Source organism: Microbacterium altimontanum, assembly GCF_058349865.2.
The window spans coordinates 110,134-133,555 of sequence record NZ_JBYRJB020000003.1 but is presented as its reverse complement, the minus strand read 5'-3'; the positions used below and the strand labels follow the sequence as shown (position 1 = coordinate 133,555).

15 protein-coding genes and 1 tRNA gene are annotated in these 23,422 nt (G+C 71.7%); 7 read left to right on the top strand and 9 right to left on the bottom strand.

The window, feature by feature from the left end:
- Positions 1-3: 3 nt before the first annotated feature.
- Complete coding sequence (locus tag AC3RX1_RS05320) at positions 4-822, bottom strand: carbon-nitrogen hydrolase family protein (protein ID WP_491500204.1); 819 nt, start codon at positions 820-822, stop codon at positions 4-6.
- A 90-nt stretch (positions 823-912) separates the two neighbouring features.
- On the opposite strand from AC3RX1_RS05320, the gene AC3RX1_RS05315 reads away from it, so the two are divergent.
- On the top strand, positions 913-1,458 hold the full coding sequence (locus AC3RX1_RS05315; protein ID WP_491500203.1) for a flavin reductase family protein: 546 nt from the start codon (positions 913-915) through the stop codon (positions 1,456-1,458).
- Positions 1,459-1,506: 48 nt separating this feature from the next.
- On the opposite strand, the gene AC3RX1_RS05310 is transcribed toward AC3RX1_RS05315, so the two are convergent.
- Positions 1,507-1,583: transfer RNA gene (locus AC3RX1_RS05310), tRNA-Met, on the bottom strand.
- 252 nt (positions 1,584-1,835) lie between these two features.
- On the opposite strand from AC3RX1_RS05310, the gene AC3RX1_RS05305 reads away from it, so the two are divergent.
- The gene (locus AC3RX1_RS05305; RefSeq protein WP_491500202.1) at positions 1,836-3,254 is read left to right on the top strand and encodes an HNH endonuclease signature motif containing protein; all 1,419 of its coding nucleotides are present in this window, start codon (positions 1,836-1,838) and stop codon (positions 3,252-3,254) included.
- 165 nt (positions 3,255-3,419) lie between these two features.
- Here the strand turns inward: AC3RX1_RS05305 and AC3RX1_RS05300 are convergent, their stop codons facing one another.
- Complete coding sequence (locus AC3RX1_RS05300) at positions 3,420-6,335, bottom strand: UPF0182 family membrane protein (protein WP_491500201.1); 2,916 nt, start codon at positions 6,333-6,335, stop codon at positions 3,420-3,422.
- A 45-nt stretch (positions 6,336-6,380) separates the two neighbouring features.
- A complete protein-coding gene (locus AC3RX1_RS05295; protein ID WP_491500200.1) occupies positions 6,381-7,502 on the bottom strand; it encodes a YlbL family protein in 1,122 nt (373 codons plus the stop codon).
- 125 nt (positions 7,503-7,627) lie between these two features.
- Between AC3RX1_RS05295 and AC3RX1_RS05290 the strand changes: the two genes are divergently transcribed.
- Positions 7,628-9,061: a zinc-dependent metalloprotease gene (locus AC3RX1_RS05290; protein ID WP_491500199.1), complete on the top strand. Its 1,434-nt coding sequence runs from the start codon at positions 7,628-7,630 to the stop codon at positions 9,059-9,061.
- Positions 9,062-9,855: 794 nt separating this feature from the next.
- Here the strand turns inward: AC3RX1_RS05290 and AC3RX1_RS05285 are convergent.
- Both AC3RX1_RS05285 and nudC read right to left on the bottom strand, forming a co-directional pair.
- Positions 9,856-11,625 (bottom strand): ATP-dependent helicase, encoded by a 1,770-nt coding sequence (locus AC3RX1_RS05285; protein ID WP_491500198.1) that lies wholly within the window; start codon positions 11,623-11,625, stop codon positions 9,856-9,858.
- Positions 11,622-12,545, bottom strand: a complete 924-nt coding sequence (gene nudC / locus AC3RX1_RS05280; RefSeq protein ID WP_491500197.1) for an NAD(+) diphosphatase — start codon at positions 12,543-12,545, stop codon at positions 11,622-11,624. The genes AC3RX1_RS05285 and nudC overlap by 4 nt, the downstream gene beginning before the upstream one ends.
- 63 nt (positions 12,546-12,608) lie before the next feature.
- On the opposite strand from nudC, the gene AC3RX1_RS05275 reads away from it, so the two are divergent.
- Positions 12,609-13,853, top strand: a complete 1,245-nt coding sequence (locus AC3RX1_RS05275; RefSeq protein ID WP_491500196.1) for a phosphotransferase — start codon at positions 12,609-12,611, stop codon at positions 13,851-13,853.
- A 10-nt stretch (positions 13,854-13,863) separates the two neighbouring features.
- Here AC3RX1_RS05275 and AC3RX1_RS05270 read toward each other — a convergent pair whose 3' ends face one another.
- Both AC3RX1_RS05270 and AC3RX1_RS05265 read right to left on the bottom strand, forming a co-directional pair.
- Positions 13,864-17,142 carry an ATP-dependent DNA helicase gene (locus tag AC3RX1_RS05270; RefSeq protein WP_491500195.1) on the bottom strand — a complete coding sequence of 1,093 codons (3,279 nt, stop codon included), beginning with the start codon at positions 17,140-17,142 and terminating at the stop codon, positions 13,864-13,866.
- Entirely contained in the window at positions 17,139-20,288 is a 3,150-nt protein-coding gene (locus tag AC3RX1_RS05265; RefSeq protein ID WP_491500194.1) for an ATP-dependent helicase, read from the bottom strand. The genes AC3RX1_RS05270 and AC3RX1_RS05265 overlap by 4 nt, the downstream gene beginning before the upstream one ends.
- Positions 20,289-20,471: 183 nt before the next feature.
- Between AC3RX1_RS05265 and AC3RX1_RS05260 the strand changes: the two genes are divergently transcribed.
- Both AC3RX1_RS05260 and AC3RX1_RS05255 read left to right on the top strand, forming a co-directional pair.
- Entirely contained in the window at positions 20,472-20,696 is a 225-nt protein-coding gene (locus AC3RX1_RS05260; RefSeq protein ID WP_491500193.1) for a DUF3107 domain-containing protein, read from the top strand.
- Entirely contained in the window at positions 20,696-20,986 is a 291-nt protein-coding gene (locus tag AC3RX1_RS05255; protein WP_491500192.1) for a GlsB/YeaQ/YmgE family stress response membrane protein, read from the top strand. The genes AC3RX1_RS05260 and AC3RX1_RS05255 overlap by 1 nt, the downstream gene beginning before the upstream one ends.
- A gap of 9 nt (positions 20,987-20,995) precedes the next feature.
- On the opposite strand, the gene AC3RX1_RS05250 is transcribed toward AC3RX1_RS05255, so the two are convergent.
- On the bottom strand, positions 20,996-21,709 hold the full coding sequence (locus AC3RX1_RS05250; protein ID WP_491500191.1) for a ferritin-like fold-containing protein: 714 nt from the start codon (positions 21,707-21,709) through the stop codon (positions 20,996-20,998).
- A gap of 199 nt (positions 21,710-21,908) precedes the next feature.
- Here AC3RX1_RS05250 and AC3RX1_RS05245 point away from each other — a divergent pair, with 199 nt between their 5' ends.
- On the top strand, positions 21,909-23,414 hold the full coding sequence (locus AC3RX1_RS05245) for a DEAD/DEAH box helicase (RefSeq protein ID WP_491500190.1): 1,506 nt from the start codon (positions 21,909-21,911) through the stop codon (positions 23,412-23,414).
- Positions 23,415-23,422 lie beyond the last annotated feature (8 nt).

Below are 23,422 nucleotides of genomic sequence, written 5' to 3'. Positions count from 1 at the left end.
TGCTCAGCCGCGCGGCACGACACCATAGCGTCGCAGCTGCAGCGCCGGGTTGACACGTCTCACGCTGTCGATCATGGCGCCGTCGAGAGGAGCGAGGGCCACGTCGGTGGTCGTCGCCACGGCGGCGATCGTCGTTCCCATCGGGTCGATGATCATCGAGTGGCCGATGCCGAGGGGCGGCGGGTGGTCGGCACCGGCGACGTAGACGGTGTTCTCCAACGCGCGAGCCTGCAGCAGGGTGCGCCAGTGGTGCTCCTTCAGCGGGCCCCGGACCCACTCGGCCGGCACCAGCACCGCATCGGCACCGGCATCGACGAGGGTGCGCGTCACCTCCGGGAAGCGCAGGTCGTAGCAGGTCTGCAGCCCGAACCGCAGACCGCCGGTGTCGAAGAGCTCGGGCTCCCCGAGCGGACCGGGTTCGACCCAGTCCGACTCGCGCTGCCCGAATGCGTCGTACAGGTGGAGCTTGCGGTACGTGGCACGCACGCCGTCGCGGTCGACCGCGATCACCGTGTTGTGCACCCGCCGGGGGTCGGCGGCGCGCTCGAGCATCCCGGCGACGAGAGTCACATCGTGCTGAGCGGCGAGCTCGCCCAGTCGCTGGGTGAAGGGGCCGTCGATCGGCTGCGCGAGGGAAGCGAGCGACTCGTCGAACGGGTCCATGAACGCACTGGAGTACTCGGGGAAGACGATGAGCTGTGCTCCCCTGTCGGCGGCTCGGGTCGTGAGCCGTGCGATCTCATCGAGGTTCGTCGATGCGTCGCCGGTGGGGGCGAACTGGGCGACGGCCAGCGTGACGGAGGAACCGCGGTCGAGGGGCATGCTCCCATCCTGACCCGGCGTCCGGGCGTCGGCAACCGGGCGGCAATACGCTGAGGTGCAGCGGCCGGAGCGACCGCGGAGAGGACGAGGATGGGCGACTCCCCCGCAACGGGTGCCACGCAGCCGGAGCGCCGCCTGGCTGATCGACCGACCCTGGATGACCAGGAGGCGTACAAGGCGCTGTCGACTCTCGCGGCGAAGGGCGTGGCCGTGGTGACCGCGCGGCAGGGCTCGTGGGACCACGCGGTGACGGTGACGGATCACCTCTCGGTGTCGTACGACCCGCCGACGCTGCTCGTGAGCCTGTACGAGCTATCGCGGATCGCCGATGCCGTCGCGACGTCGGGTCGGTTCGGACTGAGTCTGCTCGCCGATGATCAGCGGCGGATCGCCGACTGGCTGGGCGAGCCGGGTGCACCGCTCGTGGGCCTGCTCGATCAGGTGCCGCATTTTCGGCGCGATGCGGATGGGCCGGCGCTGATCGCCGGGGCGCTCGCCTGGTTCGACCTCGAGGTCACGGTTCTGCACCGTGTCGCCACGCACGTCCTCGCCGCCGGCGAGGTGCGGGCGATGAGCGCCCGGATGCCGTGGGGCGTACGGCCGCTCGTGCGCTGGCGGTCCCAGTACGACCGCTGATGGACGAAACGACAGAGGCCCCCGCGATGCGAGGGCCTCTGTCGTCTTTGGTTGCGGGGGCAGGATTTGAACCTACGACCTCTGGGTTATGAGCCCAGCGAGCTACCGAGCTGCTCCACCCCGCGGCACTTCTACAGCCTAACACGATCCACGGCCAGGTCCCAATCGAGCGCGCCGTTCATGAGTCATGCTTCCGCGTCGGGGACGCCTCCCCAGATGCGCTGATTCGAGGCGCGATTCGTGTTGTCCACAGTTCCGGATCCGTGGGTTGATCGGCGGTTTCAGTGTCGGTGGTGGTCGTCACAATGGAGGGTATGGAGAACACGACGACGATGTTGGAGGGGTTGCGTGAGCAGCTCGCCACGATCGTGTCCGGCGTGTTCGACGACGCCACGATGCACGCCGCGTCGGATGTGGATCTGCTTGAGGCGGTCACGGCCGCGGGGGATGTGCAGCGGCTGGTGGAGGCGGTGCTGGTGGAGAGTGTCGCGGAGATCGTGGAACGGTCCCGGCAACGAGACAGGTCGGAACGGCTCACCACCCGGGTGGGCTGTCATGACGTGAACGAGCTCGTGCAGCGCCTGACCCGGTGCGGCCCGCACACCGCGGCCCGCCTGGAGAACGCGCAACGCGGTGTCGCCACCTGGTGGGACCCGGTCGGTGGGGAAGGCCGGCCGGCGAAGCTGCCCGCGATGCGGGACGCGTTGCGCGACGGGCACGTCGGTGTGGACGGGGTGGTGGCGGTGGCCGGGCCGATGCTGCGGATGCGGGACCGGGTGGACCGGTTCCAGGTGCTGGCCGCCGACGCGGCGATCGCCGCGTTCGCCCGCGGCGACGGCCCGGACGAACAACCGGCCGCATCGGCGGACCTGCTGCGAGTGCAGGCGGAGATCTGGTCGTGCGCGTTGGATCAGGACGGCGACGAACCCACCGACCGGGACACCGCCCGCCGCCGCTCGTTCGTGCTCGGAGCACCCAAGGACGGGCTGGTGCCCTTCCACGGCAACGCCGTGCCGGAACTGGCCGCGCAGATGCAACGCATCCTCGACGCCATCAACTCCCCCTACGTCAACTCTGACCCGTCGGCTGAGCAGGACGGGGCAACCGTGGCAGGCGGTGTCCGGTTCACCGAGCCCGGCACCGCTTCCGGCGGGTCGGGCGGGTTGGGGGAACGTGATGCGGAGGGGGCGTGGATCGATCAGCGCACCCGCACCCAGAAGCAGCATGATGCGCTCGCGTCGGCCCTGTTCGCCGCCGCCGCGTCCGGGAACCTGCCCACCATCGGCGGCGCCGCCCCGACACTGCTGGTCACGGTGAACGCCACCGATCTCGCCCGAGGTGCGGGGTGGGCGTTCCTGGAGGGGATCGAGCAACCGCTATCGATCAACACTGCGACGCACACCGCCTGCGCGGGAGTGCTGCAACGGGTGGTCCTGGGAGACAACGGGAAGATCGTGCAACTGGGGACCCCGGAACGGGTCTTCAACGCGAACCAGCGCAAGGCGATCACCGTCCGCGACGGCGGATGCATCATCCCCGGATGCGGGATCCCCGCCGCCTGGTGCGAGATCCACCATGTCCTCGACTACGCCAAGGGCGGACCCACGCACACGGATAATGGAGTCTTGTTGTGCTGGGGTCATCACCGGTTCATCGACACCGGGCCATGGGAGATCCGGATGAACGACGGGGTCCCCGAGATCCGCGGACCCGCCTGGTTCGACCCCGCGAGGCGCTGGCGCCACCCCACCAAATCCAAAACCCGACTCCTCCAACTCATCCGACAACGCACCTGAACGGGAGTGGAATGCGGCGGCCGTCGTGGGCGAACCGCGTGCATCGCCCGCTGGCCGTCGGCAGGGTGGCGGCACCGCGTGCGTGCACGTCTGAGACTACGAGCGCAAGCCCAGCCCGATCCGGGAGGGGCACAGCCGCGACGCGGCCGCACCCCTCTCGACGGGCTACTGGTCGCCGCTGAGCTGGAGCAGCTTGTCGAGGGCTGCCGTCAGGCGGGCATCGGCGGCACCGTACGCCGCCCAGTCGCCCTTCTCCATGGCGGCCTGGCGATCGGTCATCGCCTGCTTCGCCTCCTGCAGCGCGGCCTGGAACTCGACCGACGCCTCCACGCCGGTGCCTGTGCCGCCACCCTGACCGGGCTTCTGCGTCTCGCCCGGGGTCGGCGTGGGCGTCGGCGTCACGTTCTGGTCGCCAGTCGCGGCCCCCGAGTCGCCGCCGAACAGCTTGTCGAGCGCTTCGCCGAGGGTGTCCTCGAACGCGACCTTGTCACCGAACGCGACCAGCACCTTCTGCAGCGTGGGCAGCTTCGTCGCACCCGACGACTGCACGAACACCGGCTGCACGTACAGCAGACCGCCACCCACCGGCAGCGTCAGCAGGTTGCCGGGCAGCACCTGCGACTGTCCCTGCTTGAGCAGGTTGATGAACGACGACACGCTCGGCTGGGCATCGAAGTTGTTCTGCACCTGCCCCGGTCCCGGCACCGGGGTGTCGGCGCTGATCTCGAGCATGCGCAGCTTTCCGTAGCCGGCGCGCTTCTTCCCTGTATCGGTGCCCGCGTTCGAGTCGACCGCGAGGTAGCCCATCAGGACGTTTCGAGAGGACTCCGAGTCGGCGTCGGAGGCCGGGATGAAGCTCGTGAACATCGAGTACTCCGACGCATCCTGCCCGGGCATCTTCATCGTCAGGTAGTACGGCGGCTGCAGCTCGTCCTTGTTCTGCGGGTCTGGCGGGGTCACCCACTTGTTGTCGCTGCGATAGAACGACGACGCGTCGTCGACGTGGTAGGTGCCGAGCACCGACCGCTGCACCTTGAACAGGTCGGTCGGGTAGCGCACGTGGCTCATGAGCTCGCCGCTCATCTTCGACAGCGGCTCGACCGTCGCCGGGTAGATCTTCTCCCACGTCTTCAGCACCGGGTCGTCGGCATCCCACGCATACAGCGTCACATGCCCGTCGTACGCGTCGACCGTCGCCTTCACGGAGTTGCGGATGTAGTTGATGTCGTCGAGCCCGGCGAGCGTCGGCGTCGGGTTGGTCGAGTCGGCGATCGCCTTCGCGAAGCCGGTCGTGTGCGAGTAGGGGTACTCCGCACTCGTGGTGTAGCCGTCGACCACCCAGACGATGTGCCCGTCGACGACCGTCGGGTACGGATCGCCGTCGAGCGTCAGATACGGCGCCGCCTTCTTCACCCGGTCGACCGGCTTGCGGTCATAGAGGATCTGCGACTTCTCGTTGATGCTGTCGGAGAACAGGATCTGCTCCGACTGGAACTTCAGCGCGTACACGAGCCGGTTGAACCAGCTGCCGATGTTCGGCCCGCCGTCGCCCGAGAACGTCGTCTTCACCTCGTTCGTGCCCTCGGCACCGGAGAGGTAGTCGAGCTCGAGAGGCGCCGACCCGGCGGGAGCACCGACGATCGAGTATGTCGGCGACGACTCACCGAAGTACACGCGCGGCTCGAAGCCCTTGCCGAGGAATCCGGTGGTGGGGATGCCGCGCTCGAGGAACACCGGCTTGCCGTCGCTCGTGCGGGCGTTGCCCTTCGCGACCACCAGCCCGTAGCCGTGCGTGTAGATCTGCGTCGTGTTCTGCCACGTCGCGTTCGAGCCGAGGGCGCCGAGGTTCAGCTCGCGCACCGACACGACGGTGTCCTGCGAGGTGTCGCCCATCTGATAGCGATCGACGTCGAGCGGGTTCTTGAACTGGTAATACGAGCGATACTGCTCGAGCTGCTGCACCGTCGGCCCGATGATCGCGGGGTCCATGATCCGGATCTGCGCCGTGGTGTCGGCATCCGCCCGCAGCTGGCCCTTCGTCGCGTCGGTCTTCGCCGCGAAGTTGGTGGTCTGGAGGTCGTCGAGTCCGTAAGCGGTCTTCGTCGCGTCGATGTTGCGCTGGTAGTACTCGGCCTCGAGGGTCAGCTGGTTCGGCTTGACCTGCACGACGTTGACCACCCAGGGATACGCCATTCCGACCACGATCGCCGAGACGACCAGGAGCGCCGTCGCGATGAGCGGGAACCGCCAGTGGCCGATCACAGCGGTGACGAAGAACAGCACGGCGACGATCGCGGCGATGATCGCGAGGATCATCTGGCCCGGGATCACGGCGTTCGCCTCGGTGTAGCCCGGCCCCGTGATGAGACCGTTGTCGGACACCATCGTCTTGTAGCGGTCGAGCCACAGGCTCACCGCCTGCACGAGCAGGTACACCCCGGCGAGGACGGCGAACTGGATGCGGGCGGCCTTCGAGATGCGCAGCTCGCGCTGCCCGATGCGCACCGATCCGTACAGGTACGACACCACCGCGGTCACCAGCAGGCAGATGAGCAGCACTGCCGAGGTGAAGCCGAGCACCGCGCTGTAGAACGGCATCGCGAACATGTAGAAGCCGGTGTCGAGGTGGAACTGCGGGTCGGTGACGTCGGTCGACGTGCCGTGCAGCCACATCGCGGTGGTCTCCCACTGCGTCGACGCGGCGAACCCGGCGAAGAACCCGAAGAAGATCGGGATGCCCCACATCGCCAGCCGGCGCAGCGGCTCGACGACCTCCTGGTAGCGGTCGAGCTGGGAGCTCAGCCGGGCGTACACCGGACGCAGCCGGTATGCGAGCTGGATGCACAGCCAGACCGGCAGCGCCATCCCGACGAAGCCGATCGCGAACATCGCGATCCGGGCGAACCACTGCGTCGTGAGCACCCCCGCGAAGCCCAGCTGCTCGTACCAGAGCCAGTCGGTGTACAGGTTCGCGAAAACGAAGAACGCCACCACCAGGGCGGCGATGATGACGAGTGAGATCGCGATGACGCGACGGGAACGGTGGGGCGTGGCCGGGGCAGGGGCGGGTGTCGTGGTCACCCGTTCATCCTAGGCCGCCCCACCTATGGGTCGCCTCGGGATGCGTCAGCCGCCGCAGGTGGGGAGAGTGCCGAGGTCTCCCCCGTCGCGCACCGCATCGATCACCGTCAGCGCGTCGTCGAGCTTCGTGACCGAGAACACGCGCAGACCGGCCGGGACGTGCCCCACGACCTCGTCGCAGTTCGATTTCGGAGCGAGGAAGTAGTCGGCCCCGGCGTCCTTCGCGCCGTACAGCTTCTGGCGGATCCCCCCGATCGGCCCCACCGTGCCCTTCGCGTCGATGGTTCCGGTGCCGGCGACCTGCTTCCCGCCGTTGAGGCTTCCCGGCGTGAGGGTGTCGATGATTCCGAGAGCGAACATCATCCCCGCCGAGGGACCGCCGACGTTGTTCAGCTGGATCGTGACGTCGATCGGGAAGTCGAAGTCGGTGATGAGGGTGACGCCGATGATCCACTGTGTCTTGCCGTTCACCGTCGTCTGCGTGGGCTCCACCTGCACCGTCTGACGAGCCCCGCCGCGGTCGATGCCGAGCGTGACCGGGCTGCCGGCGGCCTTCGCGATGACGGAGCGCAGGGTGTCGGCATCCGTGATCGTCGTCCCATCGGCGGTGAGGATGACGTCACCCTTCTGCAGGATGCCCTGTGCCGGGGAATCCTCGACGAGCGAGTACACGGTGATCTTCGGCGTCACGGTGTAGCCGAGATGCGTCAGGGCGGCCGCGGTCGCCTCCTTCTGCGAGTCGACCATCATCTCCGCGGATTCCTGATCGCGCTCCTTGGAGGTCTGGCCCTCGGGGAACACGGCGTCAATCGGCAGGACGGCGCGTGACGGGTCGAACCACGCGGCGGCGAGCTCGAGCCAGGACGGGGTGCGCTCGCGGTTCCCGACGACCTGCACGGTGAGCAGGTCGAGCGCCCCCTCGGTGGGATACGTCGGGGCCCCGTCCACGGCGATCAGGGGGACCTTCGTCCCATCCGTGTCGGTGGTCGTGCCGAGCGTGTTGAAGACGGGTCCCGGCCGCTGGATGACGTACGCGGTGGGAAGGAACGTGAGCACCAGCAGCACGACGAGCGCGACGGTGAGCGCCCACAGCCCCACGACCGTCGACCGGGGACGCTGGCGACGTGGCGCAGGCGTGATCGTCACGTTCTCGTCGAACAGCGCCACTTCGGACCTTCCGGGTCTGGTCGTTCGCGACCGGCGTACGGATGACGCGCATTCGGCCGGGGATCGGTGCGATCCGTGCGACTAGCGTAGAACGTGAACCCCGACCCTGCTGAAAGGCGGCTGAAGTGGCAGACGACGACCGCAGCCCGGAGGACGACTTCCAGGAGCTGCTGCGGCAGCTGTTCGGCGGCCAGAGCGGCGGTGTCGACCCCGAGCAGCTCGAGCAGATGCGCGCCCTCGGCCTCGACCCGACGATGATGCAGAACATGATGCAGCAGCTGCACACGGCGTTCAGCCAGGCTCCGGAGGGCGGCATCTCGTGGGATGTCGCGAAGCGTCAGGCGCTGCACATCGCCAATCAGACCGACCTCGGAGTCACGAGCGGTCAGCGCGGCGAGTTCGACCAGGCGTTCTCGCTCGCGACGCTGTGGCTCGGCGAGGCGACGACGATCTCCGAGCTGGCGACGCCGCCTCAGGCGATCACCCGCGGCGGCTGGGTCGAGGCCACTCTCCCCGTGTGGCAGGAGCTGGCCGAGCCGGTCGCGACGAGCATCGCCGATGCCCTCACCGATGCCATGAGCTCGCAGGCTCCGGAGGACATGCAGCAGCTCATCCAGGGCGCCGGCCGCGTGATGCGCACGATCGGCGGCAGTCTGTTCGCCACCCAGCTCGGCCAGGTGATCGGGCAGCTCTCCCTCGAGGTGGTCACGGGCGGCGACGTCGGCATCCCGATCATGCCGGCGGGCCAGGGCGCGATCCTGCCGCAGAACTTCGCCGACTTCGGTCGCGACCTCGAGGTGCCCGAGGACCAGTTGGCTCTGTATCTCGCGACGCGCGAGCTCGCTCACGCGCGCCTCTTCCGCCACGCGAAGTGGCTGCGTCTGCACGTCATCAGCCAGGTGACCGAGTTCGCTCGGGGCGTGCGCGTCGACACCGAGGCGCTCGAGGACCTCGCCTCGCGGTTCGATCCGTCGCATCCGGAAGAGCTGCGCGACGCGCTGCAGAACGGCGCGCTGCTGCCCGCGCGCACCGAGGCGCAGACCGCCGCCCTCACCCGGCTGGAGAACCTGCTCGCTCTCATCGAGGGATGGGTCGACGTCGTGACGGCGGCCGCCACGCAGCGTCTGCCCTCGGCGGCGAGGGTCGCCGAGGCGGTGCGGCGACGCCGTGCCTCCGGCGGGCCGGCCGAGAAGGCACTCGGAACCCTCGTGGGCCTCGAGCTGCGGCCCCGGCGCATGCGGGAGGCTGCGGCGATGTGGCAGGCGGTGACGGATGCCGTCGGCGTCGCTGATCGCGACGCCCTGTGGGACTACCCCGACCTCATGCCGGCGGCGGCCGACATCGACGACCCGTCGGGCCTCATCGTGCGGCTGCAGGCGCGGGCGCGCGGCGAGCAGGCTCCGCGGGACGCGATGGACGATGCGCTCGACGCGCTGCTGCGCGGGGACGTGCCGCCCCTGCGATCGGACGCCGACGGCGGCGACGGCGGCGAGACCGACGGCGGCTCGGGGGACGACCGGCCCGAGGACGACCGGCCCGAGGGGCCGCACCCCGTCTGAGCCACGGCCTGTCCGAGGGCGACCGCGGGGCCAGGATGGCGGCGGGTCCGAGCCGTCGGCGCCTCCCCAAGGCGCGCCGATCGAGCGCGGCCGAGCGACGCCTGTGGACAACCGCCAGAGACGCACTGCGAGCGCGCACAATCGGGACATGCTCGTCCTCGATCCGACCCAGCCGCCCCTGTGGCGGAGCCCCGACACCCTGCAGTTCGGCGTGGAAGCTCGCGCAGTGCTCGACGCGCCGACGCCCTGGCAGCAGCGGATGGTCACCGAGCTCACGCGCGGTGTGCCCGAGACCGCGCTGGGGCCGGTCGCGCTCGCACTCGGCGGCACCGAACGGGAGGCCCGCGCGCTCGTCGACGCCCTCGCGCCGGTGCTGTGCCCTCCCGCGACGACGACCGCGCCCCGTACCGCCGTCGTGCGCGAGACCGATCATGCTCCCACGGACGCCGCGTCGCACGTCGCAGCGGCTCTGAGTGCCGCCGGCGCGGCAGGGCGCGATGCAGGCCCGGGGCAGATCGTCGTCCTGGTCTCGTCGCACGTCACCGACCCGCGGGTCGCGGCGGCCCTGCTGCGGGACGACACGCCCCACCTGCCGGTCGTCTTCGTGGGCGGTGGCGTCACGATCGGCCCGCTCGTCGAGCCAGGCCGTACGCCGTGCCTCATGTGCGTGGCAGCGGAGCGCCGCGATCTGGATCCTGCGTGGCCGGCACTGGCCGGTCAGCTGCTGGAGTGTGCGCCGGTCGAGGCGGGCGCCGGTCTCGCGCTCGAGGCGGGGCTCGTCGCCGCACGGATGGTCATGGCACCCGTCGGCCGGTCCGCTTCGGCGCGATCGGTGAGCCTGAGCGCCGTCTCGCCGCGGCGCTCGTGGCGCGTGCATCGACAGCACGAAGACTGCGGCTGCCGATCTCCTGAAGGAACCTCGATGCGGCACGGGGAGAGCGATCCTCGCCGCCCCGCGACCACGACAGCGACAGCGATCGCGCGGCCCGCGTGACGCCGACATACGCGAGCCGGCGCTCCTCGTCGACCTGCTCGAACGTCGTCGCGTAGGAGATGGGGAGCAGACCTTCGGCGACGCCGACGAGATGCACGTGATCCCACTCCAGCCCCTTCGCTGCGTGCAGCGTCGCGAGTGTCACCGTGCGCAGCGCCGGCTCGTGCTGGTCCTTGGCGCGCGCCATCAGGTCGTCGGTGAACACGCGGAGCGTCGTGTGCGCCGGCGCCTCCTCGGCGAGCCGCAGCAGCGCACGGCGCGCCTCCCAGGCATCGCGTAGCGCTCCACCGGCCGGCGGCGGGTCGTCGGTCAGCCCGAGGGAGCGCAGCACGTCGCGCACGGTCTCGACGAACCCCGCGCTCATCGGCGCGACGGAGGCGCCCCGCAGCGCGAGCACCGCCTGGCGCACCTCCGGCAGATCGAAGAAGCGGCGGCCGCCGAGCACCGTCGCCGGGATCTGCAGCGCCGCGAGCGCGCCGAGCAGCTCGGCCGATTGCGCGTGGGCGCGGTACAGCACGGCGATCGACCGGGGATCGGCACCGCGACGGATCTGCGCCGCGATGGCTTCGGCGACCCCGCGGGCCTCGGCCGCATCATCCGGATACGTCGTGACGACCGGCTCCGGCGCCGACACGTCGCCGTCCCGGGTCTCGGGCGCATGCAGGCGAAGTGCACCGGCGCGGCCGCGCATCAGCTCGTTCGCGACCTCCAGCACCGGCGGGGCACAGCGGTAGCTCGTCTCGAGCCGGACCACGCGCGCGTCCGGATGCCGTTTGTCGAAGTCGAGCAGGAATGACGCGTCCGCTCCCGCGAACGAGTACACCGTCTGGCTCGCATCGCCCACGACGCAGAGATCGTGACGGTCGCCCAGCCAGAGTTCGAGCAGCCGGTGCTGCAGCGGAGAGACATCCTGGAACTCGTCCACCGTGAAGTGCCGGTACTGCTCCCGCACTGCCATCGCGACGCGCGGCTCGGCCTCGAGCATGCCCGCGCACGCGAGCAGCACATCTTCGAAATCGAGCTGGCGCCGCTCATCCTTGAGCTTCTCGTACGCGCGCTGCAGATCGACGACCCGATCGACACCGAGCCGCCCCACCCCGCCCGGGCGCGCCCGCGCGTACGCGTCCACGGAGCGCATCGTGACCTTGCGCCATTCGATCTGTGCTGCGACATCCCGCAGCGTCGGCGTGTCGAGCGTCAGGCCGATCCCGTCGGCCGCGTGAGCCAGGAGCCGCACCTTGTTGTCGACGATCGCGGGGGCCGTGTCGCCCGCCACCGTCGGCCAGAAGAAGTTGAGCTGGGCGAGCGCCGCGGCATGGAACGTGCGCGCCGACACGCCTTCGACCCCGAGGGCCCGCAGTCGCCCGCGCATCTCGCCGGCGGCCTTCGCCGTGAACGTCACCGCCATCACGCGGCCCGGCGAGTAGGCACCGGTGTCGACGCCGTGAGCGATGCGGTGCGTGATCACGCGGGTCTTGCCGGCGCCGGCACCCGCCAGCACGCACACGGGTCCGCGCAGAGCCGTCGCCGCCTCGCGCTGCCGCTCGTCGAGTCCGTCGAGGACGCTCACATCGTCTCCGCGTGCCAGTCCGCGATCAGCCGGTGCGCGATCGAGGAGCGGCCGGGGAGGACGAAGTCGACGGACGACGGGTCGCTCAGCGCCTGCCCGAGCTCGTCGCGCGTGAACCATCGCAGCGCGGCGATCTCATCGCCGTCGGCGCGCGCTTGCGCGTCATCGGTGGCCCGCGCGCGGAACCCGAGCATGAGGGAACGGGGGTACGGCCACGGCTGCGAGCCCTGGTAGCGCACGTCCTCCACCTCGACACCCGCTTCCTCGCGCAGTTCCCGGACGACGGCGCCCTCCAACGACTCCCCCGCCTCCACGAAGCCGGCGAAGCACGAGTATCGGTCGGAGTTCCATAGGGCGTTCGATCCGAGAAGCAGCCGATCGGCGTCGGACGAGCTCTCCACCGCCACGATCACCGCCGGGTCGGTGCGGGGGAACTGCTCCCGGCCGCATCCGTCGCACAGGCGCGCCCAGCCGCCCGTCGTCAGCCGCATCCGCTCGCCGCAGACCGGGCAGAAGTCCGCTCCGAGCAGCCAGCGGCCGAGGCTCACCGCGGTGCCGAGCATCTCGCCGTCGCCGCCCGCGAGCTCCGCGGCGGCGATCCGCAGCGGCGCCCAGCCCGGGCCGTCCTGCTGCGCCTCGTCACGCGCCTCGTCGGCGTCGAACGCCGCGAGCAGCACGGCGCGGCCCTGCTCGTCGCGACCGAGGAACGCCCAGCGTCCACCCTCGGGCGCCTCAGCGGCCGACCGGGTTCGCAGCACGCCGGCGTCGATCTGGGCCGCGTCGCCGTGCACGACGAGCACCCGGGTGGCCGCGTCCCGCCGGAGCCGTTCGACCAGGTCCGGGTCGTCCCGTTCCAGGGCGGATCGGTCGAATCCACGGGTGGCCGGGGCCAGGATGTCGCGGCTCGTCCGAGCGGTCATCGATACCTCCGTCCAGGGCGTGGCGACGCGTCCGACCGCCCGGGCCGACCTACCCTGGGGGGCATGGCACGCTCCCCTCTCACTCTAGCGGCGACGGTGACATCGGCTCTGCCGGATGCGTCGGTCGTGGGCGTCGCCGCCCTCACCGAGCACGGGGCGGGCCGCTACGACTCGGCCGTGGCCGACCTCGACGACGGCCGCCGCGTCGTGGTCCGGGTCGCGACCGACGCCGACACCGCGGCGGAGCTCGGGGCGGAGGCACGCGCCCTGCGCGCGCTGACCTGGGGTGTGCGGGCCCAGCTGCCGTTCGCCGCACCGCAGCTGCTCGGCCGCACGGCGCTCGGCAAGGTCCCCGCCATCGTCACCGACCATCTCGACGGATACCGGGTCGAGGCCGCGCACGTTCCGCCGGGGCGCGGCGCGGCGACGTCGCTGGGCGCGGCGATCGCCGCGGTGCATGCGCTTCCGGAATCGGTCGCCCGTGCCGAGGGACTCACCGTGCTGACGCCGGACCAGGTCCGCGCCGACGTCTCCCGCCTCCTCGACCGGGTGACCGCGAGCCACCACGGCATCCCGGTCTCTCTGCTCTCCCGCTGGAGCCGCGCGCTCGCGGCCGATCACGTGTGGCGTTTCGAGTCGGTGCTCACCCTCGGCGGCACGACGTCCGACGCGTTCCTCATCTCCGACCGCGCCGGTGTGCCGACCGTCACGGGCCTGCTCGTGTGGAGCGGACTGGCCGTGGGCGATCCCGCCGTGGACCTGCGGTGGCTCTCGTCGGCGCCCGATGCCGCCGCGGACGTGCTCGCGGCCTACCTCGCCGGCAGCGCCCGCACCCCCGATGCGACCCTGCGCACGCGGGCCCGCCTGTACGCGGAGCTCGAGTTCGCCAAGTGGCTCGTGCACGGCGACGACGTCGGACGCCAGGACGTGATCGACGACGCGGTGGCCCTGCTGACCTCGCTCGCCGACACCGTCATCGACGACGATCTTCTCGCGGAGGAGGGGCTGGACGTCGACGATGCGATCGCGCTGCTCGGCCGGATGCCCGAGGCGCCGGCATCGGGGGCCGACACCTCGATGCAGACGGATGCGTTCGACCCGGCCGACACCGCCTTCTTCGACGACGGCGACCTGGGCGCCGCGGCGAGCCCCGGTGTGGACTCCGGCCGTCGGACAGGTGGCGCGTCCGACCCCGACGAGACGGCCCCGCTCGACGTGGGCGACTGGGTCGCGGGAGACGCCGACGCCGTCAGCGACGCGGATCGCGCGTCGCAGGCCGCGCTGCGGCGCTGGGCGGCGTCGGAGTAGCGAGAGCCGCTCAGCCGCGCAGGACGAGGTCGTGAGCGACGTAGTACAGCGTCACGTCGATGAGCTCGAGGGGCGTGCCGTGCTTCTCGTGGTATGCCCGACGGTAGAGCTCGAGCTGCAGCATCCGTGACTGCCGCGAGGCGGCGTCGCGCGGCGGCGCGCCGGTCTTCCAGTCCACGATCTCGATCCGCTCGCCGTGTCGGTACACCGCATCGAGCTTGCAGATCGCGAGATGTTCGCGGTCGTCGAGCCCGGTGAAGCGGAAGTCGATCTCGGTCTCCACGGCGATCGGCTTCAGGCTCGCCCACTCGGACTTCTCGAAGGCCGACTTCAGCGCCTGCAGCGCCTCCTCGTCCGCGGGCGCCAGCGACGCGTCGTCCTCCTCGCCGTCCCACAGCGTGTCGTCGAGTGACCCCGACGCGCCGACGAGGCCGGAGCGGCGCTCCACCCAGGCGTGGAACAGCGTCCCCAGCCGGGTCTGCCGGTACGGCCGCTCGGGCATCGGCCGGGCCACGGCCGCCACGGCGCCGTCGTAGTCGGCGACGAAGTCCTTGTACCGCGATGCGGGGATGCGCACGGGAGCGCGGACCGCCGGCGGGCGCAGTCGCGCATCGCACTCCGCCAGCAGCAGTTCGAGGTCGTCGTCCGGCTCGGGGTGCGGGCGCGCGAGGGCCGCCTCGACCGCGGCAGCGGCCTGCTCCACCCGGGGGCGGCGGGCGCCGAGCGGATCCATCGGCCACTGCAGCAGACGACGCTGACCGAGGTACGGGTTCTCGCCGGGATCTCCCTCGGGAAGCGGCCGGCCGAGGGCGTCGGCGATCTCGAGGAGGAACGGGCTGTGCGCACGGGGCTTCGCGGTGCCGGCCCACGGGGAACCGCTCAGCAGAAGGTGCTCGCGGGCCCGCGTGACGGCGACGTAGGCGAGCCGGCGATCCTCCTGCACCTGGCGTCGACGGTTCGCCGCGACGAAGTCGTCGAGCGCGCGCTTCACCTCCTGCTGGGTCGCAGCGCCCCGCCACGCGAACTCCGGCAGCCAATGTGCGTCTCCGCGGAACCGGTACGGCAGCACGCCGAAGCCGAGCCACGCCTTGGTGTCCTTGGCCGCCGTGGGAAGCTCGCCGTCGACCATCCGCACGACGGCCACGGCATCCCATTCCAGTCCCTTGGAGCCGTGGATCGTCAGCAGCTGCACGACGTCGTCTTCGGGCGGCTCGGTGCGCGGGGCGAACTCGTCGAGCTGCTCGGCGTGGTCGAGCCAGGCAAGGAGGCTCGACAGCGATCCCGTCTCGTCGGCGGCGAGGAACGCGTGCACCTCGTCGACGAACGCGCGCAGCTGGGCCGACGCGATGCGGGCGGGGCCGCGCATCTCGTTGGCCGCGAGCTCGACGTCGAGTCGCAGCTCGAGCTCGACCAGACGGACGAGTTCGGCGATCGGAAGGGCGGCACAGCGGCGCAGACCGGCGAACACGGCCGCCGCGTCGCGCAGGCGCTCCCGGGCGACGGGCGTGAGTCCCGCGAGCCAGGAGTGATCGTCGGGCGCCCGGTGCACGAAGTCGAGCGCGTCGATGAGCGAGCCTTGATCGTCGCCCGAGGACGTGCGGATGCGTTCCACGATCGCCGCGTCGAGGCGCTGCAGCGCGGTGTCGTGCTCGGCGATCCGGCGCGAGAGACGCTCCAGCTCGCGCAGATCGGCCAGGCCGATCCGCCAGCGCGGGCCGGCGAGGAGCCGGATGAGGGCCGACCCGGCGCGCGGGTCGCTGATGACCCGCAGCGCGCTGACCACGTCGACCACCTCGGGCGTGGCGAGCAGGCCGCCGAGCCCCAGGATGCGGTGCGGGATGCCGCGGGCCGCCAGGGCGTCGCCGAACCGCACCATGTGCTTCTTGCTGCGGAACAGCACGGCACCGGTCGTCGATCGTCCGGCCCGCGCCCGGTCGTCGCGCACGCGTGCGAACCAGGCGGCGACGCGATCGGCTTCCGCGTCGAGGTCGGCCGCGGCGACGATCTCGAGCTCGCCTTCGGGCGCGCCCGGGCGCGCGCGCAGCTCGCCCACCGCGACGGGCGACTCGGCGGCGAGGGGTGCGAGCACGGCCGCCGCCGCACGCAGCACGCCCGCGCTGTTGCGCCAGCTGGTCAGGAGCGAGAACGACCCACAGGCGCCGTCCGGGGCGAAGGCCGCCGCGAAGCCGGCGAGGTTGCCGGCGCTCGCCCCCCGCCACCCGTAGATCGCCTGATGGGGATCGCCCACCGCCATCACGGCGGCCCCCGCGAAGAGGGTCGACAGGAGCTCCGTCTGCACGACCGAGGTGTCCTGGTACTCGTCGAGGAGGACGACGCGGAACCGGTCACGGATCTCGGTGGCCACCGCCGGGTGCCCCTGCACGATCTGACGGGCGCCGGCGACCTGGTCGGAGAAGTCCAGGACCCCCAGACGCCGCTTCTCGGCGTTGTACACGCGGGCGAGTTCCACGAGCAGCTCGAGCGCGTCGACGTTGGCGGCGGCCGTCGCGACATCCGCGTACACGCTCGTGCGGCTGTTCTCGCTGGGCAGGTCGCACACGCTGCGGAACTGGGCGGGGAACGCGGCGAGGTCGTCGAGGTCGGCGAGGTTGTCGACGCTGTCGCGCGCGATCCGCAGCGCGGCGTCGATGACCCCGTGCACCGACCGGTCGACCCCCTCCAGGCGCTCGTCGTCGCTGCCGTACACGACCCGGCGCATGAGCAGCCACGCGGCCGATTCGCTCAGGAGCGCGGCCTCGGGATCGCGTCCGATGCGCACGGCGTGCTCGCGGACGATGCCGTCGGCGAAGCTGTTGTACGTCGCCACGGTCGGGCGATGAAGAAGCAGTTCGCCGTCGTCGTCGACCGGGTGCGCCCCGACCCGTGCGGCGAGCGCGTCGAGCGCGGCGTGCCGGGCGGCATCCGGCGCGCCGTCGAGGCGCGCGAACACGTCGAGCGCCCCCGCGGCGTGCAGGGCAGGAAGATGCGGCACGAGCCCGCGCCGCTCGAACTCGGCGAGGCGGGCCAGGCGGCGTGCGATGCGCTCGGCCAGCTCGCCGGCGGCCTTGCGCGTGAACGTCAGGCCGAGCACCTCGTCGCGACGCACGAGGCCGTTGGCCACGAGCCACACGACCCGGCCGGCCATCGTCTCGGTCTTTCCGCTGCCGGCGCCCGCCACGACGAGGGCGGGCGCCAGCGGGGAGGCGATGACGGCAGCCTGCTCGTCGGTGGGCGGGAACTGGCCGAGCGCGGCGGCGATCACGGCCGGGGAGAGGAGGGCGCCGGTCACGAGGCGCTCACCGCCCCGATGGTGTGGATGCGGCACAGCCCGTACGAGTGCTCGTCGCGGCAGTGCTCCTCGAACGGGGCTGTGAAGAGGGTCGAGCGCATCACGTCGACGGCGGAACGGATGCGGCCGAGGAACGCCGCGCGGCTCTCGTCGTCGAACGGCGGCTGCCACGGCTCGGCGTAGTCCTTGCCCTTCGCGCTCGGGCGCAGGACGAGGAGTTTGGCCCCTCCCGCCGACAGCCCCTCGGTCCCCGCGATCGCGCCCGATTCGAACGCCAGCTGGTAGGCGGCGAGCTGCGGGTTCTCGGCGACCTTGGCATCTGTCTGCGGCTCGTTCTTCCCCGTCTTGAGGTCGACGATCACGACGGTGCCGTCGGGACGCCGCTCGACCCGGTCGATGTAGCCGCTGAGGATCGCGCCGTGCTCACCGCTGTCGTCGATCGCGATGGGCACCTCGAAGTGCGGCTCGGCGTCGAGCAGCACTCCCCCCGTCCCTTCGAAGCGCCGCAGGTACGCGTGCAGGCGTCGCACGAGGTCGCGCGCCTGCCGCTCGGTCGCGCGGTCGACCCAGGCGGCCTCGAATTCGAGCTCCCCCCACCGCTGCGCGACCAGGTCCCACAGGGCCTGCTCGTCGGGAGCGCCGTCGGCGTGCTCGAGCGCCGCGTGGATGATGGTTCCGAGGCCCGCCGTGGCTCCTCCCGGGTCGCCGCCGAGATCGGCGATGACCCAGTTGAGCTGGCAGGTCTCCAGCGCCTCGAGGCGAGACGGAGAGACCCGCACGTCTTCGCGGGCGAGATCGCGCAGGGGCGCGGTGGAACTCGGCTCGGCGATGCCGTACCACTCCGCCGGCCGGGCGCCGGCCACTCCGGCGTCGGCCAGCACCGCGAGCTGGCCGGCGGCGTGGCGTCGCGACTCCGGCATGCCGCGTGGATCGGTGAGCGCGCGGCGGTGGCGCGCCACGAGGCCGCGCAGCGACAGCGGATGCTCGGCGAGCGCTCCGGGCGCCGTCGGGGCGGGAAGGAACTCGAAGAAGGGGCTCGGCCCGGTGTCGTCGTCGTCGACGGCCGTGACGACAAGGCGGGTCTGGGCGCGGGACGCCGCGCGGACGAAGAGCCGAAGCTCGTCGTGCATCGCCTGGCGGCGGCGGTCGAGCACGTCGGGGGCGCCGCCGTCACCGGGGGCCCGCAGGAGGGCGTCGGCGAGGCGCCAGGTGTCGAGGAGGCTCCCCCGTAGGCGCGTGTTCGGCCACACGCCGTCCTGCACGCCCGCGAGCACGACGGTGTCGTACTCCGTCCCCAGCGCGCCGGCCGGTGTCAGGACCGCGACAGAACCTTCCGCCGAGGCCGCCGCCTCGAGCCGGTCCTCGGCGACATCGGTGTGCAGGATGGAGCGGACGAACACCATCGCGTCTCCGGCCGCGACATCCTGACGCTCGCCGAATCTCTTCGCCGCCTGGAACAGCGCGACGACGGCGTCGAGGTCACGGTTCGCCTGCTCGGCGAGCGGCCCGGTGCCGCGCGCCGCCTGCGACCAGGTACGAGCGAGACCCGACGCCTCCCAGACCGTCCACAGGAGCTCATGGGCGGTCGCCCCCTCGTCGAGTCCTCGGCGCACATCGGCGACGGTCCGTGCGAGCCGGGCCGCTCGGCGGGCCTCGCGCAGGTCGACGAGGTCGAGTTCGATGGGATGCCGGAACCCGTCGACCAGCAGCTGCGTGGCGGTGCGCTCGCCGCCCGAACGCAGCTCCTCGTGGCGCAGCGCCGTGCGCAGCCGCCGCAGCTGCACGGGGTCGAGGTCGCCGGCGACCCCGAGGAGGACGTCGGACACCGCCGGTGCGGTCCACTCGTCGGGGTCGACCGCGGCGAGCTCCACGAGCCGGAGCATGTCCTGCACCGGCCGGAGGGCGCCGAGCGCGAGGCCTGGACCGGTCGAGCGCGCGGGAACCTCCCGGGCGCTGAGCTCCGCCTCGAGTGCCGCCACCTGGCGGGTGTCATGGGCGATCACCGCGCAGCGGTGCCACGGGATGCCGTCTCGCACGTGACGTTCCCGCAGCAGCCGCGCGACGACGTCGTACTCCTCGGCCTGCGAGCGGGCGAGCATCGTCGTCAGGCCGCCGCTGTCGGCACCCCCGACCGGCGGCCGCCGGTGCGCCACCCCTCCGGAGGTGCCGATGTGCGCAGTGACGCTGCGGATGAGATCGACCACGGCGGGGCTGCCGCGATGAGGTTCGGACAGCACGTGCACGGGGCCGAGCAGCGCCGTGAGCCGGGCGAAGTTCTCGGGGGTCGCCCCGCGGAAGGCGCCCGCGCCGACATCGGGGTCCCCGAACGCGATCGCGGGGACGCCGCGCAGCCGGCACGCCTCGAGCAGCTCCACCCCGCCGAGCGTGAGCTCCTGCGCATCGTCGACGAGGATCGCGCGGAGGTGTGTGAAGGCGCCGAGTGCCGCGGTGTCGGCGGCTTCGGCGGAGCGGAGCAGCGACACGGCCTCGCGGACGAGTCCGGCGGCGTCGCGGTGCGCACCGCGCATATCGGCGCGCACCTGCAGGTATTCGGCGAAGAACGCGGCCATCGACGACCAGACCTCGACGCCGTTGCGCTGCCCGAGCTGCTGCAGCCGCCGCGGGTCGATGCCGAGGCTGATGCATTCTGCGAGGAACGTGCGCACCTCGCTGCGGAAGCCCTTCGTTCCCCGGACCTCGGGCCCCAGCCACTCCGGCCAGCGGCCGCCGCCGCCGACCTCGTCGTCGGCGTCGCCGTTGAGGAGGTCGGCGATGATCTGGTCCTCGTCGCCGCCCGTCAGCAGACGCGGCGGCTCCCCGCCGGCGTGGACCTCGGCGCCACGGACGAGGCGGAAGGCGAACGAGGCCACCGAGTGGGCGAGCGCACCGGCGGTGGCGCCGCCCACCGCGAGGCCGAGGCGATCGCGCAGGGCCGTCGCCGTCTGCCGGCTCGGCGTCAGCACGAGGATGTCGTCCGCGCTCACCCCTGCGGCGACGAGCGCGCGTGCCCGCTCGACGAGCGCGGTCGTCTTGCCGGTGCCGGGCGCGCCGACCACGGTCCCCGAAGCATCGAGGGGCAGGTCGACGACGGCGCGCTGCGCGGGATCGAGTGCGGGCTCCGCAGTGTTCGGGTCGTGCTGTGTCATCGCCCCGCCACGCTATCGCGTGCCGACGACACCGGACGCGTCATCCGTTCGCGGACAGCGTGCGCCCGCGGCGCCGGTCGCCGTGGCGTCGTGTCGTAGAGTTGCGGTACCCGCGCGCCACCGGAGGTCGTTCCGGACCGCCCGCGACAAGACCGCCAGCACGGCACAGAAAGGCAGTGATCCGTGGAGATCCGCATCGGCATCGTGAACACCGGACGTGAGCTGAACTTCGAGACCGACCAGGCGGCGGACGCCGTCCGCACGACCGTCACCTCGGCGCTCGAGTCGGGGGCGACGCACATCACGTTCACCGATGACAAGGGCAACGCGTACATCGTCCCGACGGCGAATCTCGCGTATGTCGAGCTCGGCACCGAGGACGTGCGCCGCGTCGGGTTCGTCGCCTGATGCAGATCGTCCTCGCCCTGATCTACGGGGCGGCGATCGGCGCGCTCGCGCACTTCACGATGCCGGCGCGCGACTCGCGCGGGCCGGTGCTCGCACCGATGGTCGGCGCGGTGCTCGGCGGCGCGCTCTGGACGGTCCTCACGTGGGCGGGCCTCGCCCTGGACAACCCGTGGCTGTGGCTCCTCTCGTTCGGCGTGCCCACCGCGGCCGTCTTCGTCGTCCTCGCCGTCACGACCCGGATGCGTCGGGCCCACGACGCACGGGAGCGGAAGCGGCTCGGCCTCGCCTGAGACGACGCGTCAGGCGGTGAGGCCCATCGCCTCCATGCGCCGCGCGTGCGCGGAGAGCAGCCCCGTGAAGACCGGCTCGACCTGCTCCTCCTCGGCGGCGTCGAGCGCGCGGGCGCGCAACGCGCCGCGCGCGATGAGGATGGTGTCGCCGACCAGGCGCCTCCCCCACATCGCCAGCAGCGAGCGCAGTTCCTCGTCGCCTGCGATCGCCTCCGCTACGAGCTCGACGATCGCCTGACGGTCGTCATCGGCCTGCAGGACGCGGGCGACGCGGGCGCCCGGCTCTCCGTAGCTTCCCGACAGCGCATCGTAGAAGTCGTCGAGCATCCCGGCGGTGATGTGCACCGACAGCATCGTCTCCTGGGGGCGAACTCCGTGGGTCGCCGCCCGGAACTCGTCGAGCGGCTCCCGGAACGGCAGCATGAGATCCGTGGGATCGCCGCCCCGCTCACGGATGAGGCCCACGATCTCCTGGTGCTTCGTCAGCGCCGCGCCGGCAGCGCGGGAGAGCGCTTCCTTGTGCGCGAGCGCCGGCGTGGCGGCGATGAGCTCGCTGAGCGTCTCGAAGTAGCCGAGCTGCAGATAGGCCGCCTGGCCGAGGAACGTGTCGATGTCGGGCGCCAGGTCTTCGAAGGCGACGCGGGTCGCGTCGCCGATGTCACCGCGGGAGCGCAGCCGCAGCGTGCGCTCAGCGGGGCCTCGTCTCTTCCACCACCCGAACACGCGATACAGCCTACGGCCCGGATCGCGAAGCGGAAGGCGCGCCGCAGACGGCGCACCGGGGCGTGCGACGCCGCCTCCGGTAGACTCGTGCCGTCCCGGCGACGGATCGGGACCGCCGCGCCTGCAGACGATGAGACGGCGTGGACCTCCATCCGGCGGCCCTGACGGGCTGCTCTCGAATCAGACAGGCATACACATCGTGACGACTTTCGCCGAACTCGGCGTCGATCAGGACATCGTCGAGGCGCTTCAGGCCCGCGGCATCACCGACTCGTTCCCCATCCAAGAGCAGACGATCCCGCTCAGCCTCCCCGGCCAGGACATCATCGGCCAGGCGAAGACCGGCACCGGGAAGACGTTCGGCTTCGGCATCCCGATCGTCCAGCGCCTCGGCCTCGAACCCGAGCCCGGCGTGAAGGCCCTCGTCGTCGTGCCCACCCGCGAGCTCGCGGTGCAGGTGTACGAGGACATGGACATGCTGACCTCGAACCGCTCCACCTCGGTCGTCGCGATCTACGGCGGCAAGGCGTACGAGGGGCAGATCGAGCAGCTGCGCGCGGGAGCGCAGATCGTCGTGGGCACCCCCGGCCGCCTGATCGACCTCGCCGGCCAGCGCCTGCTCGACCTGTCGCATGCGACCGAGGTCGTGCTCGACGAGGCCGACAAGATGCTCGACCTCGGGTTCCTACCCGACATCGAGAAGATCTTCCAGAAGGTGCCGGCGATCCGGCACACGCAGCTGTTCTCCGCGACCATGCCCGGCCCGATCGTGGCGCTCGCGCGGCGGTTCATGTCGAGCCCCATCCACATCCGGGCGAACGACCCCGATGAGGGCCTCACCCAGGCGAACATCGACCACCTCGTCTACCGCGCTCACTCGCTGGACAAGGACGAGGTCATCGCCCGCATCCTGCAGGCGAACGGGCGCGGCAAGACGGTGATCTTCACCCGCACGAAGCGCGCCGCGCAGAAGCTCGTCGACGAGCTGAACGACCGCGGCTTCAACGCCGGCGCCGTCCACGGCGACATGAGCCAGGAGGCGCGCGAGCGCTCGATGGCGGCGTTCAAGGCCGGCAAGAAGGATGTGCTGATCGCGACGGATGTCGCCGCCCGCGGCATCGACGTCGACGACGTCACGCACGTCATCAACCACACGATCCCCGACGACGAGAAGGCGTACCTGCACCGCGCCGGGCGCACGGGCCGCGCCGGCAAGACCGGCATCGCCGTGACGTTCGTGGACTGGGAGGACCTGCACAAGTGGGCCCTCATCAACCGCGCCCTGGACTTCGGCAAGCCGGAGCCGGTCGAGACGTATTCCTCGAGCCCGCACCTGTACGCCGATCTCGACATCCCCGAGGGCACCAAGGGCCGGATCGTCACGGCGCCCAAGACCAAGTCCGTCAAGACGCAGCGGCCTGCCGCCAGCGCGGCCGACGCGGCGGATGCCGCGGCCGAGGGCGAGGCGGGCACGAAGCGCCGTCGGCGCCGCCGCCGCGCGGGTGGGTCCGACCGGGTCGGGGCGACGTTCGAGGAGGACGCGGCTCCCGCGGCCGACGCATCCGTCGACGGCTCCGAGGAGCCCACCGAGGGAGCCGGCACGCACGACGGCGCCGGCAAGGAGCACCGCGACGGCAAGCCGGCCGCCGCACGTCGCCGTCGCCGTCGGCGCCGCACGTCGGGAAGCCCCGCCCAGGGCGCCTGAGCCTGAGG

What these genes read in the sequence shown, in the direction of transcription:
- AC3RX1_RS05320 (WP_491500204.1), bottom strand. Translation starts at nt 822, where the DNA reads ATGCCCCTCGACCGCGGTTCCTCCGTCACGCTGGCCGTCGCCCAGTTC.
- AC3RX1_RS05315 (WP_491500203.1), top strand. Translation starts at nt 913, where the DNA reads ATGGGCGACTCCCCCGCAACGGGTGCCACGCAGCCGGAGCGCCGCCTG.
- nudC (WP_491500197.1), bottom strand. Translation starts at nt 12,545, where the DNA reads ATGACCGCTCGGACGAGCCGCGACATCCTGGCCCCGGCCACCCGTGGA.
- AC3RX1_RS05275 (WP_491500196.1), top strand. Translation starts at nt 12,609, where the DNA reads ATGGCACGCTCCCCTCTCACTCTAGCGGCGACGGTGACATCGGCTCTG.
- AC3RX1_RS05265 (WP_491500194.1), bottom strand. Translation starts at nt 20,288, where the DNA reads ATGACACAGCACGACCCGAACACTGCGGAGCCCGCACTCGATCCCGCG.
- AC3RX1_RS05255 (WP_491500192.1), top strand. Translation starts at nt 20,696, where the DNA reads ATGCAGATCGTCCTCGCCCTGATCTACGGGGCGGCGATCGGCGCGCTC.